Consider the following 13,248-nt stretch of genomic DNA (forward strand, 5'->3'; position numbering starts at 1 on the left):
AGGTGTTCATCGATGAAAATTGCGGTAACCGGCGGAAGCGGCTTTATTGGCAGACGTTTAATTGCCTACTGGCAACAGCGCGGCCATGAGATGATTACGATTTCCCGCTCTTCGCAAGCCGTCGTACAAGGTGCGCGCACGGTAACATGGGCAGAATTGCAAGACGCCCCTGAGAAGCTTGAAGGACTGGACGCCATCGTCAATCTGGCCGGTGAATCCATTAATCAGCGTTGGACGGCTGCCGCTAAACAGCGCATCTTGGAGTCCAGGATTGCAGCAGCCCACCAAGTAGCGCAGCTTGTGGAACTTTTGGACAAGAAACCTAAGGTCGTCGTTAATGCTTCAGGTATGTCTATTTATGGCACGTCTGAGTCGGCAACCTTCGATGAGCGCAGCCCGCACCATACGATGGATTTCTTATCGAGTGTCGTGGACAAATGGGAACAAGCGGCTGACCAAATCAAAGGCCCGCGACTCGTCAAAGTTCGCGTTGGGCTTGTGCTCGACGGGAAAGAAGGAGCATTTCCAAAGATGGCTTTCCCTTATAAGCTTGGAGTTGGGGGCCCTATCGGCAGCGGCAGACAATGGTTGTCTTGGATTCACATTGAAGACATGGTAAGATTGATCGACTTCTGCATCCAAAACGAGGAAATCAGCGGGCCTGTCAATGCGACAGCGCCAAATCCTGTCACAAACAAGCAGTTCGGGGCGCAGCTAGCCCAAGCACTTCACAGACCGAATCTGTTTCCTCTCCCTGCTTTTGTCATGAAGCTTGCTTTCGGCGAATTATCCACACTACTTCTTGAAGGCCAGAAGGTGCTGCCGCATGTACTGCTCCAACATGGCTTTAGCTTTACATATCGTTCCGTTGACAAAGCGCTGGCGGATATCGTGAACAAATAAAATAACTGTGAAAAGGTGATTCTTTTGACCGTTCATCAATTTTCAGCCCGGACAATTCGCGGTGAAGATAAGTCGCTAGCTGACTACAAAGGACAAGTGCTGCTCATTGTTAATACCGCAACCAAGTGCGGATTTGCCCCTCAATTTACGGGACTACAGGAGCTTCATGATACATATAAAGATCAAGGTTTTAGCGTACTGGGCTTTCCGTGCAACCAATTCAGAGATCAAGAGCCCGGAAACGATACAGAGGTTGAGCAAGCGTGCCAAATCAATTTTGGTGTGAACTTCCCTTTGTTCTCCAAGATTGATGTTAACGGCGCTGACACCCATCCACTTTACCGCTACTTAAAGCAGCAGGCTTCCGGTTTGCTCGGCTCCAGCATCAAATGGAATTTCACTAAATTTCTCGTGGATCAAAACGGCAACGTGATAAAAAGGTTCTCACCAACTACAACGCCGCGTAAAATTGAAAGCCAAATTCGCCAACTGCTAGCAAAAGCCACCACGCATGTATAACAGATAGAAAAAACCGCCAGGGCATTGATCGCCCGGACGGTTCTTTTTATTTGACGTATTTTTTAGCCTTTTCGATTGCTTCGTCTTCCGTTGCTCCTGTTACATAGCGGCCGTTAATGAATATAAAAGCAAAACGAGAACAAGGACCACAATACGATTTGCAGGCAACTTTGACTTCGGCATCAGGTGCAATGACTTTAATTTTTGAAAGTGCAGATTTCACTTTCATATGTTTGCATTTATCACAAATGCGAATATCATTGCGCATTAGTGATCTCCGTGGTTCCCCTTGCTTGGGTTCGTAATCATGAAACCTTCTTCTGGTGTGTAGAAGTAATCAATACGGATTCCGTCAAGCAATGGTTCGTTTCCATCCAGCAAAACATCAATGCCCTTGTCCGTGCTGACAACGACATCATTTGCAGATTTATCGTCAAGACCCAAGCCATAGTGAGCGTGGTCGCCATGTTTATGAGTCACTTGTACTCGAACCAATAGACCTTTGTTTTCTTCTTTATCAAGCTCCAATTGAAGTACTTTCGCTGCATTACGAGAAATTTTGACGTTCATATGTACACATCTCCTGAAACAATAATTTTATTTCTTATTGTAAAGAATCTAAGGCGCGAAATCAACCTTTGACAGCATCCGACTTAAAAAGCGATTTACAAATGCGGCAACCTCGCTGCTATTGCTAATTGCCTTCACGAACTTTAAAATACATAGTAGTGGAACTATTTTACCCTAAATACAAGCTGGTAACTTACTTACTTCATGGATAGTTATGTACATTCCAAAATGGAAAGGACGCGTTTCTGAATGTCAACTCTTGAAAATGAAAAAGTCGCCCCGCTCAGCAACTATGTTCCTAAAGTGCCTAAAGAAATTGAATGCTCAATTGAACGTACACTTGAAGTGATCGGTGGCAAATGGGCATTTCTCGTGCTTCGGGAACTTTTTTGCGGTACGAAGCGTTTCGGTGAACTGCAGCGTCAAGTGACTGGAATCAGCCCGAAATCTCTAACCGATATTCTCCGTCATCTTGAGGATCACGGTGTTTTAGAGCGAATGGCATACCCTACTGTCCCTGTTACCGTTGAGTATACCTTGACACCGAAAGGCCAGGATTTGCATCAAATATTAAAAGAAATGAAGCTATGGTCTGCAAAATGGACATAATGATTGAATAACAGCTGAGGAGTTGGACTTACGTGATTACCATTAAAACAAAAGAGCAAATTGAAAAAATGGGCAGAGCTGGACGTATTCTAGCCGATTGCCATAAAGAAATTGCCAAAATGATTCGCCCTGGCATTACCTCTTGGGAAATCGACCAATTCGTCGAAGGCTTTTTGGCGAAGCACGGCGCAACACCGGAACAAAAGGGCTATCACGGCTATCCTTACGCTACCTGCGCATCTGTTAACGATGTGATTTGCCATGGGTTCCCGAAGAAAGAAGCTTTGAACGACGGCGATATCGTCACCATTGATATGGTTGTTCGGATTGATGGTTGGTTGGCGGACTCCGCTTGGTCCTACGCCGTTGGGAACATCTCTCCTATTGCTGAGAAACTGCTTAAAGTAACCAAAGAGTCGCTGTACAAAGGCATTGAGCAAGCGATTCCAGGAAACCGCATCGGCGATGTATCGCATGCAATCCAGGTGTATGCGGAATCACAAGGCTTCTCCGTCGTCAGAGACTTTATCGGACACGGAATCGGCTCCGAAATGCACGAAGAACCGCAAGTTCCGCATTACGGACCAGCTGGCAAAGGGCCGCGTATTAAAGAAGGCATGGTGTTCACCATTGAACCGATGCTGAATGTCGGCAAATATCATTCCAAGGTAGATAGCGACGGATGGACAGCAAGAACTTACGACGGCAGTCTATCTGCACAATATGAACACACGATTGCGATTACGAGCCAAGGACCGGTTATTTTAACGGAACAATAAACATTTAAGCCCCGGAGGAACATGCATGATTTCTTTTTACAAGAAATATTGGAGAACTGCTTTTGACATTGCTCTCATTGTTCTAACCGTCTACCTCTTCATGCTGTTGTTCAGCTATTTGTATCGCATCGCGACACCTATCTTTCTGGCTCTGATCATTTTCATGATGATCGAGCCTTTTGCTAGGTTTCTGAATCGGAAAGGGATGCGAAAGTCGATTGCATCAGCGATCTCAACACTCCTCTTCGTCCTGATCATCTTGGGTGCGCTGGCGGGTGCCGCCGTTATTTTCACAAGCCAGATCATGAGCCTTGTCGATAAAGTAGACGATTATCAAGCCGTTTTTAATGACCAAATCATACATAAAATTAGCGAACTAAATAATCGCTTCCAAACGTTGCCCCCTGATGTCATTGTGAAAATTAAAGAATATGCCGGACAATTTGCAGGTAATGCATCTAAATTCATTATTTCTTTCTTATCCGGACTAGTAGCCTCGCTGACTTCCTTTTCCACCTTCATGTTCAACTTCATTGTCGGAATCATTTTGGCCTACTTCCTCAGCATAGAAATCGACTCCTGGAAACGCCTTGCCAGTGAGAAAACACCAAGAACATTTAAATCGGTATTCTTTTTTCTAAAGGAAAATGTCGTGAAGGGGATTGTCTCTTACGTAAAAGCTCAATTTAAGCTGATTTCCCTAACGTTTGTCGTCGTTTTTGTCGCTTTGCTTCTGCTCGACGTCAATAATGCTTTCTCTATCTCCTTGCTCTCGGCTATCTTCGATGTTTTGCCGCTGCTGGGTGTCTCCACTTTGTTCATTCCATGGATCATTTACTTGTTTATCGTGGGTCAGACAACACTTGCAATTTGGCTTAGCGCGCTACTGCTTGTCGTTATTCTTGTCAGACAAATCATGGAACCCAAAATTACGGGGGAATCCCTGGGCGTGTCGGCCTTTACGACGTTAGCCTTTATGATCGTGTCCCTTTCCTTGTTTGGCGTTGCGGGAGTCATCCTTTCGCCAGTTTTGATTATCTTGCTCAAAGCCCTGTATTCACAAGGCTATTTCCAACGTTGGATACGCAAGCCTGAGGACGAATATGCGCAGAGCAATCTACCTACGAGTGGTCCATAAACGTATAAGCCCATCCTTCCTTCCTGGAAAGATGAGCTTTTTTGTATTAAACGCGATATATACTGCGGTACACCGATGGAGCCATCCCCATTTTTTGTGTAAACACGCGACTCAAATAAAAACCGTTTTCAAATCCGCAATTTCCAGCGATAGCATCTAACGTTAAAGTCGATCCTTCCAACAAATGGCGCGCTCTTGTTAAGCGTAATTCATTCAGAAATTCAGACGGCGTTTGCGAGAAAGCTCTGCGAAACCTTCGTGTAAGCTGCACGGGAGTTAGCCCCAGGCTCTCCGCCAAATCCGACATGGATAAACTTCCGTAAGCGTGATCCGTTACATATTTGCGTGCTTTTTCCATCAAACTATCCGTTTCTGAGTTAAGATCCTCTCTGAGTTCTCGTTCAATTGCGACTAATCGAAAGATATCGCTGAGCATGTGCTGCTTATGCAGCGTGCTCTCTTCATCCCATCCCGTCAGTTTCTTCAAATAATGATAATTCGAGGCTAATCTTTCGATATCCTTAATGACGAGCTTGCCTCTCCAGCTGTTTGCTTCCTCTAAACTTGGTTCCGACAGCCAAACAAACTGCAGAAAATGAAAAGACAGCGACTCCAGCGTCCTCCTTCGAAAACCAACATGAGGCGGGCAAATAACAAAGTCACCAAATCCCGCTTCACCCTTGTGCTCCCCGATTCCATAGACAAATCTGCCTTCTTCCACAGCAAATAACGTCCAGCAAGGATACGAGTCCTCGTTATACATAAACTCATCTTTACGATGCCAGTAAACATGCGAAATGAGTTTTACCGCGACATCACGAAAAGCCAACCCCTCACCCTCTTCAAGTGAAATAAAGTATATGCTTATTGTAACTGACTGTATGTTCAATAGGAATAGAATCTTTTACAATGAAATCAAAGATATTCTATTAACTAGTGAGGTGCTGGTCATGAAACACGAAATCGTTACATCCGACATCACCGTTGTTGGTGGAGGTTTAGCTGGCGTGTGTGCCGCGATCGCCGCAGCCAGATTAGGTCAAACTGTTTCCCTTGTGCAAAATCGCCCTGTTCTTGGCGGTAATTCCAGTAGTGAAGTACGCGTATGGGTTTGCGGAGCTACTTCCCACGGACTTCATCGGTATGCGCGTGAAACCGGTATCATGGGTGAAATGTTTGTTGAGAATCAATACCGCAATATCGATGGAAATCCCTATCTATGGGATCTGATTGTACTCGAAAAAGTAAAAGCGGAGAAAAATATTACCCTCTTCTTGAATACGGACGTCCATGAAGTCGATGCAGACGGAAACGAAGCTTCCCGCACCATCCGATCCGTTACAGGCTGGATGATGGGGTCTGAACGCCGTATCCGCTTCGACAGCCGTGTCTATCTCGACTGCACAGGCGACGGGCTCGTCGGGTTTCTGGCAGGCGCCAAATTCCGTATTGGCCGTGAAGCGCAGGAGGAATTCAATGAAGAATGGGCGCCTCTTGTCCCAGATGATATTACGTTAGGCAGCACTCTGCTCTTCTATACCAAAGATGCCGGCCGACCTGTGAAGTACATCCCGCCAAGCTTCGCCAAAGATATTACGCAGACCACAATTCCGATGAAACGGGTTATTCGCAGCGGCGATAATGGTTGCGCTTACTGGTGGATTGAGTGGGGCGGTGAACTGGATACGGTGCATGATAACGAAAAAATCCGTGATGAACTGTCTTCCGTGATTTACGGGATTTGGGATTATATCAAAAATTCCGGTAAGTTCGAAGCCGATAACCTCACACTCGAGTGGATCGGTTCGGTTCCGGGCAAACGGGAATACCGTCGTTTCGTTGGGGACTACGTACTGAATCAGAATGATGTCATCGCGCAGGAGCTCTTTGAAGACCGCGTCGCCTTCGGCGGCTGGTCGATTGACCTGCATCCGCCGCAAGGCATGTACGCCACGGCAAAGGGCTCCAAGCATATGCATGTGGACGGCAGCTACCACATTCCGTTCCGTTCCCTCTATTCGGTCAATACGACGAATATGCTTATGGCTGGGCGCAATATCAGCGCGTCCCACGTCGCTTTCGGCACGACACGCGTCATGGCGACTTGTGCCGTCATCGGCGAAGCCGCAGGAACGGGCGCTGCCCTCTGCGCAGCGAAAGGCATTTCCCCTCGCGAGCTGCACGGCAGCCACCTGAGCGAGCTGCAGCAAACGCTGCTGCGGCAGGATGCCTCCGTGCTCGGGATCAAGAATGCCGACGCAGCCGACCTTGTGCTTGGCGCGACCTTGACAGCATCCAGCACCTTGACCCAGCTGGCGGTTGAAAAGTCCGCGTCGGTGTACCCTCTTGCCGATAGCGTCGCACTTCTTGTGCCCGTAGATCCACATATTGAGGGCTTGGAGCTGCTGCTTGACGCCTCGGAGGCTACGGAACTATCCGTCGAGTTATGGAGCACAGGGAAGCCGCAGAACTATGTCCCGCACACACAGGTAACAGCCGTTCAAGTAGCCGTCTCGCAAGGATCGGGGCAGTGGGTCCATGTTCCACTAAGCTGGCATCCGGATACCGCTCAAAATGCATTTATTATTCTGCGCAGCAATCCTGCAATATCGGTTCATAAGTCCGACAAACTACAGTCCGGCGTCCTTGGGCTCAAGCATAAAGATAATAGCAATGCCGCAGATTATGGCGACACGACACCGAACCAACCTGTCGTTGATTGGACACCCGGCGAGTTCAACCGCAAGCCGATCTGCTTCCGACTGCTCTCGCCTACTTCGGCTTTCTCGCCGGATAAAGCAGCTAATGGCTTTAAACGGCCATACGGCGGCCCGAACATGTGGTCTTCCGCTCATCTAGAAGCCGATAAGCCGGAGTGGCTTGAAGTCAGCTGGCCGAATGCCGTGCCAATCCGCAGCGTACAACTGACCTTGAATGATGATGTCCATGAGGATTTAATTAATTTGCATCATCATCGGACAGCTTTCGAGATTATTCCTGAGTTGGTTAAAGACTACAAACTCCAAGCCTTTGTTGGTGGGGAATGGAAAACAGTCGCTGAAGAGCTTAATAATCACACTCGCCTTCATACTCATACATTCCCAGAGACCGTTGTAACCAGCCGCTTACGCTTGCTAGTCGAATCAACAAATGGAGCTGAGCGAGCCGAAATTGTAGAGATTCGCTGCTACAGCTAATCCCATAAGCACGCAAAATGGCCTAGCAATTGCTGCCGTTTCGCGTGCTTTTTTTCTTTGGTGCCCTGCATCGTTTCCGACATTCTTTTTCCATAAATAGGTCTTAATAACCCTTGTTTAACCTTACATGATATGTTATATTAAAAGTGCGACAAATCAAGGTTTCCTCTTCAAAAAGTTGACATAGGAGTGATGGAAATGGAACAAAATTCTATTCAAATTCGTCAAGGTGAAGAGATTATTTATGTAGAAATGACTGTTAAGGAAGCGCTTGCATTAACAGGTGCGAAGTTCAACTTAAACCACAAATTGGAGAGAGACGCCATCAAGAAGGTTAAGCAACGTCTCGAAGATAAGCTGCTTCCTCCTAACCATTAATTGTACTCTAGCATCTTCGCATACAGCCCAATGAACGATATCCATCGTTCGTTGGGTTTTTATTTTCCTCTTTAATCTGTATCAAAATCAACCAACTGCTTATAATAATTACGCGCTTTCCAACAACGATATCCAAGGAGGACCGGCCATGTCAGCAGATCATAAACAGCAAGGGCAATCACGCAAAAATACAACGACGAAAACCCAGGATCAGAAAAGCAATAAAGGGCACAAGTAAATAAAGAAAAGTCCATGCCTCTCTTCCTTTTAGGCGTGGACTTTTTTTCGCTTAATTGATTTTTCTTCTTGTTAAAATACAGGGAACCCCTCTACCAACAGCCCCCGGTTGAGCCATATGCTCCAAATAACGAAGTCCTCTTGTACATTGTGTTTTACAAACCGCGCACGTAGACGACTCCACTATTCTCATCGTGTACTGCTCTCTGGAAGATACTACTTTTTTCTTAGCAACCTTGCCCTTGCCTTTAGGTGGTGCCATAACCTCGCCTCCCAACCGTCTACTTACTCCAGTATATGAAGTCTGGACAGAACGGTTCTTGAGAAACAAGGTTATGTTCCTGTACTTGTCTACCGGTTAACGGTTTGTAAATCCAGCGCAGTCAGCAGGATCGGGACGATCTCCGCATACAATTCGGCGAAAGATTCCGCGGGCAGCGGATTGACGCCTACACCCAGCTCGACTGTGAATCCAGGCCTTCGGAATTGTTGGATGAACCAATCTTTATACCCTGCATCGCTATCGGTTAATTTCACGGCCTCATAACCGCTGACAATCGCTAATTGGTCGGCAAAATACTCCGATTCCGGAGGTTCATACCCACGGTAATTCCAATAAATCTCTCTTCCTTGTGTATGTAAGGCAACGACTAACTCAAACGGGTGGCATTCTGTAAAACGCGCGAGCGCTGCAGTCTCTGGCTCCGAGAGCGGCGTCTCACCGCCATAATCCCGCGGTCCCGGCCCTAGCTGCCCCCTACGCTCAGCCTCTTCTTCCCAATGGGCAGGGAATTGGTCGTTGAGGTCTACGCCCCTTATATTCGCTTTCCAGCTGCTAAAATCTGTCTGACCTCCGTTTAATTCCAGCAGATTGGCTTGGTAGGGATGGTCAGCTCCAATGCCATTAAGGACAAGTTCTACACCGTCAGGATTCACCATAGGAACAACCCACAGGGAGTACTCGGATAGCAGGCGTCTGGTGTTTCTGCCCTGCCAAGCCGTTCCTCTGGCATAGGAACAAGCGAGATCCTCTACGAACTGCATAACAAGCGGTGTCGTAATCCATTCATTTGCATGTATCGCGGCGTTGACATGGAGCTCCCTGGCCCCCTGACCGATGCGCAGCGCAGGTATGCCTTTTCCCATCACACTTTCTCCTATAACTTCGACATGCAGGAAAGGATATATCCTGCCCAGCCGATTCAATTCATCACACAACGTCCCATACCCGTAACCCAACATACGACCACCTCACAGCTCTTTGATCTCCTACGTAGGTTATGAATATGCCTGCTCCATTAGAAACATGCGGCGTAACGAAGTTAAGTTACTGCACTCTTCCCACAAAAAAATAGACCCAATTGAGGGTCTATTCAAAAAATAGTAGGCACCTGCCATACGACAGGCGTGATGGCTATCTGATCTTTGAGCCAACTTTCTGTAATGCGCTTAAATAACGTAGGTTCTCCGCTGCAAAAAAATTGGTGAATCGGCAATATCCCCGATGTTTCCATCCGATCGCGATGATACAAAATCGTGCTGATTTCTCTTGCCGTTTCATCGGCAGATGAAATCAAGGTAACGTCCGGTCCCATCACCCGGGAGATCGGCTCCATCAAAAATGGATAATGGGTACATCCCAATATTAAACAATCAATGGGCTTGTCGACCAACGGCTGAAGCGATTGCGCTACAATCTCCTGCTCTTGCTCTCTTCCAAAAAGCCCTTTTTCCACGAAAGGCGCCAAAAGCGGGCAAGGCTCACTGTACACCTGTATGCCCGGCGAGATTAACCTCAAGGCATGTTCATATGCCTTGCTTTTGATCGTGCCTTCCGTGCCGATCACCCCGACAACCCCGGTTCGCGTCTGCTTAATTGCGGCTCGCGCGCCTGGCGAGATAACACCTAACACTGGAATCGAGACGCGCTCTCGAATATCTTCTATGGCAACCGCGGTTGCCGTATTACAAGCAATCACAATCATTTTAGGGTTAAATTGAATTAAATAATCCACAATTTGCCGGGTAAATGTACGTACTTCTACAGCTGATCGCGGTCCATAAGGACTTCGAGCCGTATCACCGAAATAGATGACTTTTTCTTGCGGCAGCTGCCTCATGAGTTCTTTTACTACAGTTAATCCTCCGACTCCGGAGTCCAGTACGGCTATCGCTTGCTGCACACCTATCCGCTTCCTTTGCCGGTTAATGAATTTCAAAGGCTACATGGATAGAATATGAACGTACAAGCTGAAAGGTACCTAGGCTTACAACACTGATTCTTGCTGGTCTGTCACCTATTTTTTTGGCTGCAAATCATTCACAAGTGCGAATTCATAGCCCTTCTTCTTAATTTCTTTGCAGATGCGAGCGAGAGCCTGCATGTTCTCCAAAGATCCCTGATGCATCAAAATAACATTGCCGTCATGCAAATTATTCATGATATCGTTGTAAGGATCCTCGGCCCCATTCTCTCTCGGTTCCCAATCACGCATGGCCGTCGACCAGAAGACAGACGTATACCCCATGCTCGATACTAAACTCAAGTTGTGCATATTGTAGTGACCGTAAGGGAAGCGAAAGTACTTCTCGACCTCTTTACCGGTTATCTTCTTATATAAGGCTTCAAAATCCGTAATTTCCTTGCGAATTTGGTCATCGCTCAGCTCATTGAAATCTTTGTGCGTCATCGTATGATTGGCTACGAAATGGCCGTCTGCCACAACTCTTTTCAAATAATCCGGGTTTGACTTGATATTGTTCCCTGAGATGAAAAAGTTCGCTTTCACTCCGTTTTCCTTCAAGGATGAGTCGCTATGGGCTTTGTAGTTGGTTTAGGAGTTGGAGTTGAGATTGGCGTAGGCTCCGCTGCTTTGGTGGTTGCTTGCTTACAGCTTCGGCAGCAGAAGAAAGCAGGCTTTTGTCTGCACAACCGACCAATGTTGCGCTTAAAAGGATCAGCAGTGCAGCACTTTTGGTAATTGATGTCATTGTAGCACCTCGCATGATGGAATACGTTCAGTACTCCTTTCGACAGTGCCAGACAAATTACCTGCCTATTTTTGGTACGCGGTGTTTATTTCGTAGCTCGGTATGTCAAATATTGGAGAATGGTGATCAAAATAAAAGCTGTCCCGGCAAGCATAGGAATCGTAATAAAACCAAGCCAGTTCAAGTAATCCACGTCACATGGAATTGGCCCGCAACCAGTCGCGGATTCGTGGAACACTCCGGATTGAAGCAAAACGTGATAAACGGAAATACAGGCTCCCCAAATCGTAAGCGGTAGTACATAAATCGTCAGCTTGTAGTCTCTTCGCACAGCAGCGATCCCCAGGATGATAGCCAGCGGATACATGAGAATGCGTTGATACCAACAAAGTTTGCAAGGTATAAAATGCATAATTTCCGAGAAATACAAGCTCCCTAATGTGGCGATTAAGGCAATCAGCCATGATAGGTGCATACCGTTTTCTCTTAAGAATTTTTTTGACATTTGTGCTCGTCCTCCCCTTCCCCATTATTATAGAAAAATATAGGAGGGAAGTCTAACCTTTTGGGTGAGGTTGCTTTTTGGCTCTCACGGGCGACGACTTGTGTCTACAAACTGCTCGTCGCCCCACCTGAAACGTCGTTTTTCGACGTTAATGTGCGCGGCAGCGGCTGAACATAGCTGTTAGCGTCGTAATACACGCTTAACTTCTACGAATCCAAAAAAACCAAGCAGGCACTTCCCAACCTGCTTGGCTCTATTCATACCGAGAAGCTGTACTCAACTTCGTTCGTTTGTTTCACCAGCCCGCGCCACTGCTCCATCGGAACGATGTCGACGACCGCTTTGATCGGGATGCTCGCAAAGTCCAGCTTCGGCACGGCCTCCAGCTTCATCCGGTTGGTGACCAGCCGGTCAAGCCAACCGGGATACACCCGTTCCATCTGCTGCAGCCGATAGATGGCCGTCTCAAAATCCTTGCGTGCCGCGTTCACCGAACCGATCACACATTTGTTCTCCAGCACCATGCTCTGATTAAGCATGTCGGAGGAAATCTCCAGCTTGCGGTCAGCTGGCGTGACCCCGAGCAGCGCCAGCACGCCGTTCGGCGCTAGCACAGCCATAGCCTCGAAGGCCAGCGGGCTGAAGCCCGTGCATTCGAGCACAAAATCTATCGGCTTGCCGAGTCCCTCCGCGTAAGCCGTCAAACCGCCGCCCTCGTCCGCCGTTTGATACACACCCCCGCAGTCCTTAACAAGCTGCGCTTGCAGGCTATCCTGCGGTGATTTCGACCAAACGTGCACGTCCAAGCCGAGCAGCCTGCATGTAATAGCAGCAAGCAGCCCTAACGGGCCTGAGCCAAGGATGAGCGCTATCTTCGGCTCCCAGATCAGCCGCTGCTGTACGCGCAGCACCTGATCCCACACTTTCTCTACAATACTCTGCGGCTCAACCAGAACGCCATGCTCGAGCAGATCCGTAGGAACTTGTACGAGATAACGGCCATCTTCTCTGTAATATTCGGAGAGGAAACCGTGTGCGCCTTTGATACCACGCTCCACAAATTCTCCGGTTTGACAAAAATCAGAGTGACCGTTCCGGCAATTGACACAGCTTTGATTCCGGCAGGGCCGCCGCACAATGGCGGTCACGAGATCTCCTGCTTGGAATCCGCTCTCTGCGCCAGCTTCAGCAACAACCCCTAAGGATTCATGGCCTGTCGTCAAATCATCCTCACCTTGTGGAGGAACACCGTATTTCTCCTGCAAAATTTCCTTATCCGTGCCGTCTAAACCTACTGCCAACACCTTAACAATTACCTCTTGCGGGTGAGTAATCACGGGATCATCCACGGTTTCCAGCGCAATCGAAGGCTTACCTTGTCGCAGTTGTTTGACGCGAATCGCTTTCATCTCATCATCTCCT

16 protein-coding genes are annotated in these 13,248 nt (G+C 47.7%); 7 read left to right on the plus strand and 9 right to left on the minus strand.

Going from position 1 to position 13,248, the window contains the following annotated elements:
- Window positions 1-12 precede the first annotated feature (12 nt).
- Window positions 13-903, plus strand: coding sequence for a TIGR01777 family oxidoreductase (locus ACUN27_RS28320; protein WP_445559981.1), 891 nt, complete (start codon window positions 13-15; stop codon window positions 901-903).
- Window positions 904-927: 24 nt separating this feature from the next.
- A complete protein-coding gene (locus tag ACUN27_RS28325) occupies window positions 928-1,422 on the plus strand; it encodes a glutathione peroxidase (protein ID WP_315954324.1) in 495 nt (164 codons plus the stop codon).
- Between the two features lie 46 nt (window positions 1,423-1,468).
- Here ACUN27_RS28325 and ACUN27_RS28330 read toward each other — a convergent pair whose 3' ends face one another.
- On the minus strand, window positions 1,469-1,690 hold the full coding sequence (locus tag ACUN27_RS28330; RefSeq protein ID WP_127454674.1) for a DUF1450 domain-containing protein: 222 nt from the start codon (window positions 1,688-1,690) through the stop codon (window positions 1,469-1,471).
- Window positions 1,690-1,992 carry an iron-sulfur cluster assembly accessory protein gene (locus tag ACUN27_RS28335; protein ID WP_315954218.1) on the minus strand — a complete coding sequence of 101 codons (303 nt, stop codon included), beginning with the start codon at window positions 1,990-1,992 and terminating at the stop codon, window positions 1,690-1,692. The genes ACUN27_RS28330 and ACUN27_RS28335 overlap by 1 nt, the downstream gene beginning before the upstream one ends.
- A 249-nt stretch (window positions 1,993-2,241) precedes the next feature.
- Between ACUN27_RS28335 and ACUN27_RS28340 the strand changes: the two genes are divergently transcribed.
- Genes ACUN27_RS28340 through ytvI form a run of 3 tightly spaced genes read left to right on the plus strand, consistent with a single transcriptional unit; the run spans window position 2,242 to window position 4,518 of the window.
- Window positions 2,242-2,601 carry a winged helix-turn-helix transcriptional regulator gene (locus ACUN27_RS28340; protein ID WP_145659322.1) on the plus strand — a complete coding sequence of 120 codons (360 nt, stop codon included), beginning with the start codon at window positions 2,242-2,244 and terminating at the stop codon, window positions 2,599-2,601.
- A 32-nt stretch (window positions 2,602-2,633) separates the two neighbouring features.
- A complete protein-coding gene (gene map, locus ACUN27_RS28345) occupies window positions 2,634-3,380 on the plus strand; it encodes a type I methionyl aminopeptidase (protein ID WP_315954219.1) in 747 nt (248 codons plus the stop codon).
- Between the two features lie 25 nt (window positions 3,381-3,405).
- On the plus strand, window positions 3,406-4,518 hold the full coding sequence (gene ytvI / locus ACUN27_RS28350; protein WP_315954220.1) for a sporulation integral membrane protein YtvI: 1,113 nt from the start codon (window positions 3,406-3,408) through the stop codon (window positions 4,516-4,518).
- A gap of 46 nt (window positions 4,519-4,564) precedes the next feature.
- On the opposite strand, the gene ACUN27_RS28355 is transcribed toward ytvI, so the two are convergent.
- Window positions 4,565-5,347, minus strand: coding sequence for an AraC family transcriptional regulator (locus ACUN27_RS28355; RefSeq protein WP_326061034.1), 783 nt, complete (start codon window positions 5,345-5,347; stop codon window positions 4,565-4,567).
- Between the two features lie 121 nt (window positions 5,348-5,468).
- On the opposite strand from ACUN27_RS28355, the gene ACUN27_RS28360 reads away from it, so the two are divergent.
- Together ACUN27_RS28360 and ACUN27_RS28365 are read left to right on the plus strand one after the other, a co-directional pair.
- Window positions 5,469-7,715, plus strand: a complete 2,247-nt coding sequence (locus ACUN27_RS28360; RefSeq protein ID WP_326061033.1) for an FAD-dependent oxidoreductase — start codon at window positions 5,469-5,471, stop codon at window positions 7,713-7,715.
- A 198-nt stretch (window positions 7,716-7,913) separates the two neighbouring features.
- Window positions 7,914-8,093 carry a hypothetical protein gene (locus ACUN27_RS28365; protein WP_127454688.1) on the plus strand — a complete coding sequence of 60 codons (180 nt, stop codon included), beginning with the start codon at window positions 7,914-7,916 and terminating at the stop codon, window positions 8,091-8,093.
- Between the two features lie 289 nt (window positions 8,094-8,382).
- Here ACUN27_RS28365 and ACUN27_RS28370 read toward each other — a convergent pair whose 3' ends face one another.
- From ACUN27_RS28370 to ACUN27_RS28395, 6 genes are all read right to left on the minus strand, one after another.
- The gene (locus ACUN27_RS28370) at window positions 8,383-8,592 is read right to left on the minus strand and encodes a hypothetical protein (protein WP_315954224.1); all 210 of its coding nucleotides are present in this window, start codon (window positions 8,590-8,592) and stop codon (window positions 8,383-8,385) included.
- 89 nt (window positions 8,593-8,681) lie between these two features.
- Window positions 8,682-9,572, minus strand: coding sequence for a M14 family metallopeptidase (locus ACUN27_RS28375; RefSeq protein ID WP_326061032.1), 891 nt, complete (start codon window positions 9,570-9,572; stop codon window positions 8,682-8,684).
- Between the two features lie 131 nt (window positions 9,573-9,703).
- Window positions 9,704-10,513, minus strand: coding sequence for a glutamate racemase (gene racE / locus ACUN27_RS28380; protein WP_326061031.1), 810 nt, complete (start codon window positions 10,511-10,513; stop codon window positions 9,704-9,706).
- 114 nt (window positions 10,514-10,627) lie between these two features.
- On the minus strand, window positions 10,628-11,134 hold the full coding sequence (locus ACUN27_RS28385) for a polysaccharide deacetylase family protein (RefSeq protein WP_445559982.1): 507 nt from the start codon (window positions 11,132-11,134) through the stop codon (window positions 10,628-10,630).
- 272 nt (window positions 11,135-11,406) lie between these two features.
- On the minus strand, window positions 11,407-11,826 hold the full coding sequence (locus ACUN27_RS28390) for a disulfide oxidoreductase (RefSeq protein WP_127454697.1): 420 nt from the start codon (window positions 11,824-11,826) through the stop codon (window positions 11,407-11,409).
- A gap of 257 nt (window positions 11,827-12,083) precedes the next feature.
- Window positions 12,084-13,235, minus strand: a complete 1,152-nt coding sequence (locus ACUN27_RS28395) for a glucose 1-dehydrogenase (RefSeq protein ID WP_445559983.1) — start codon at window positions 13,233-13,235, stop codon at window positions 12,084-12,086.
- Between the last annotated feature and the right edge of the window lie 13 nt (window positions 13,236-13,248).

Source organism: Paenibacillus sp. WC2504 (assembly GCF_052682475.1).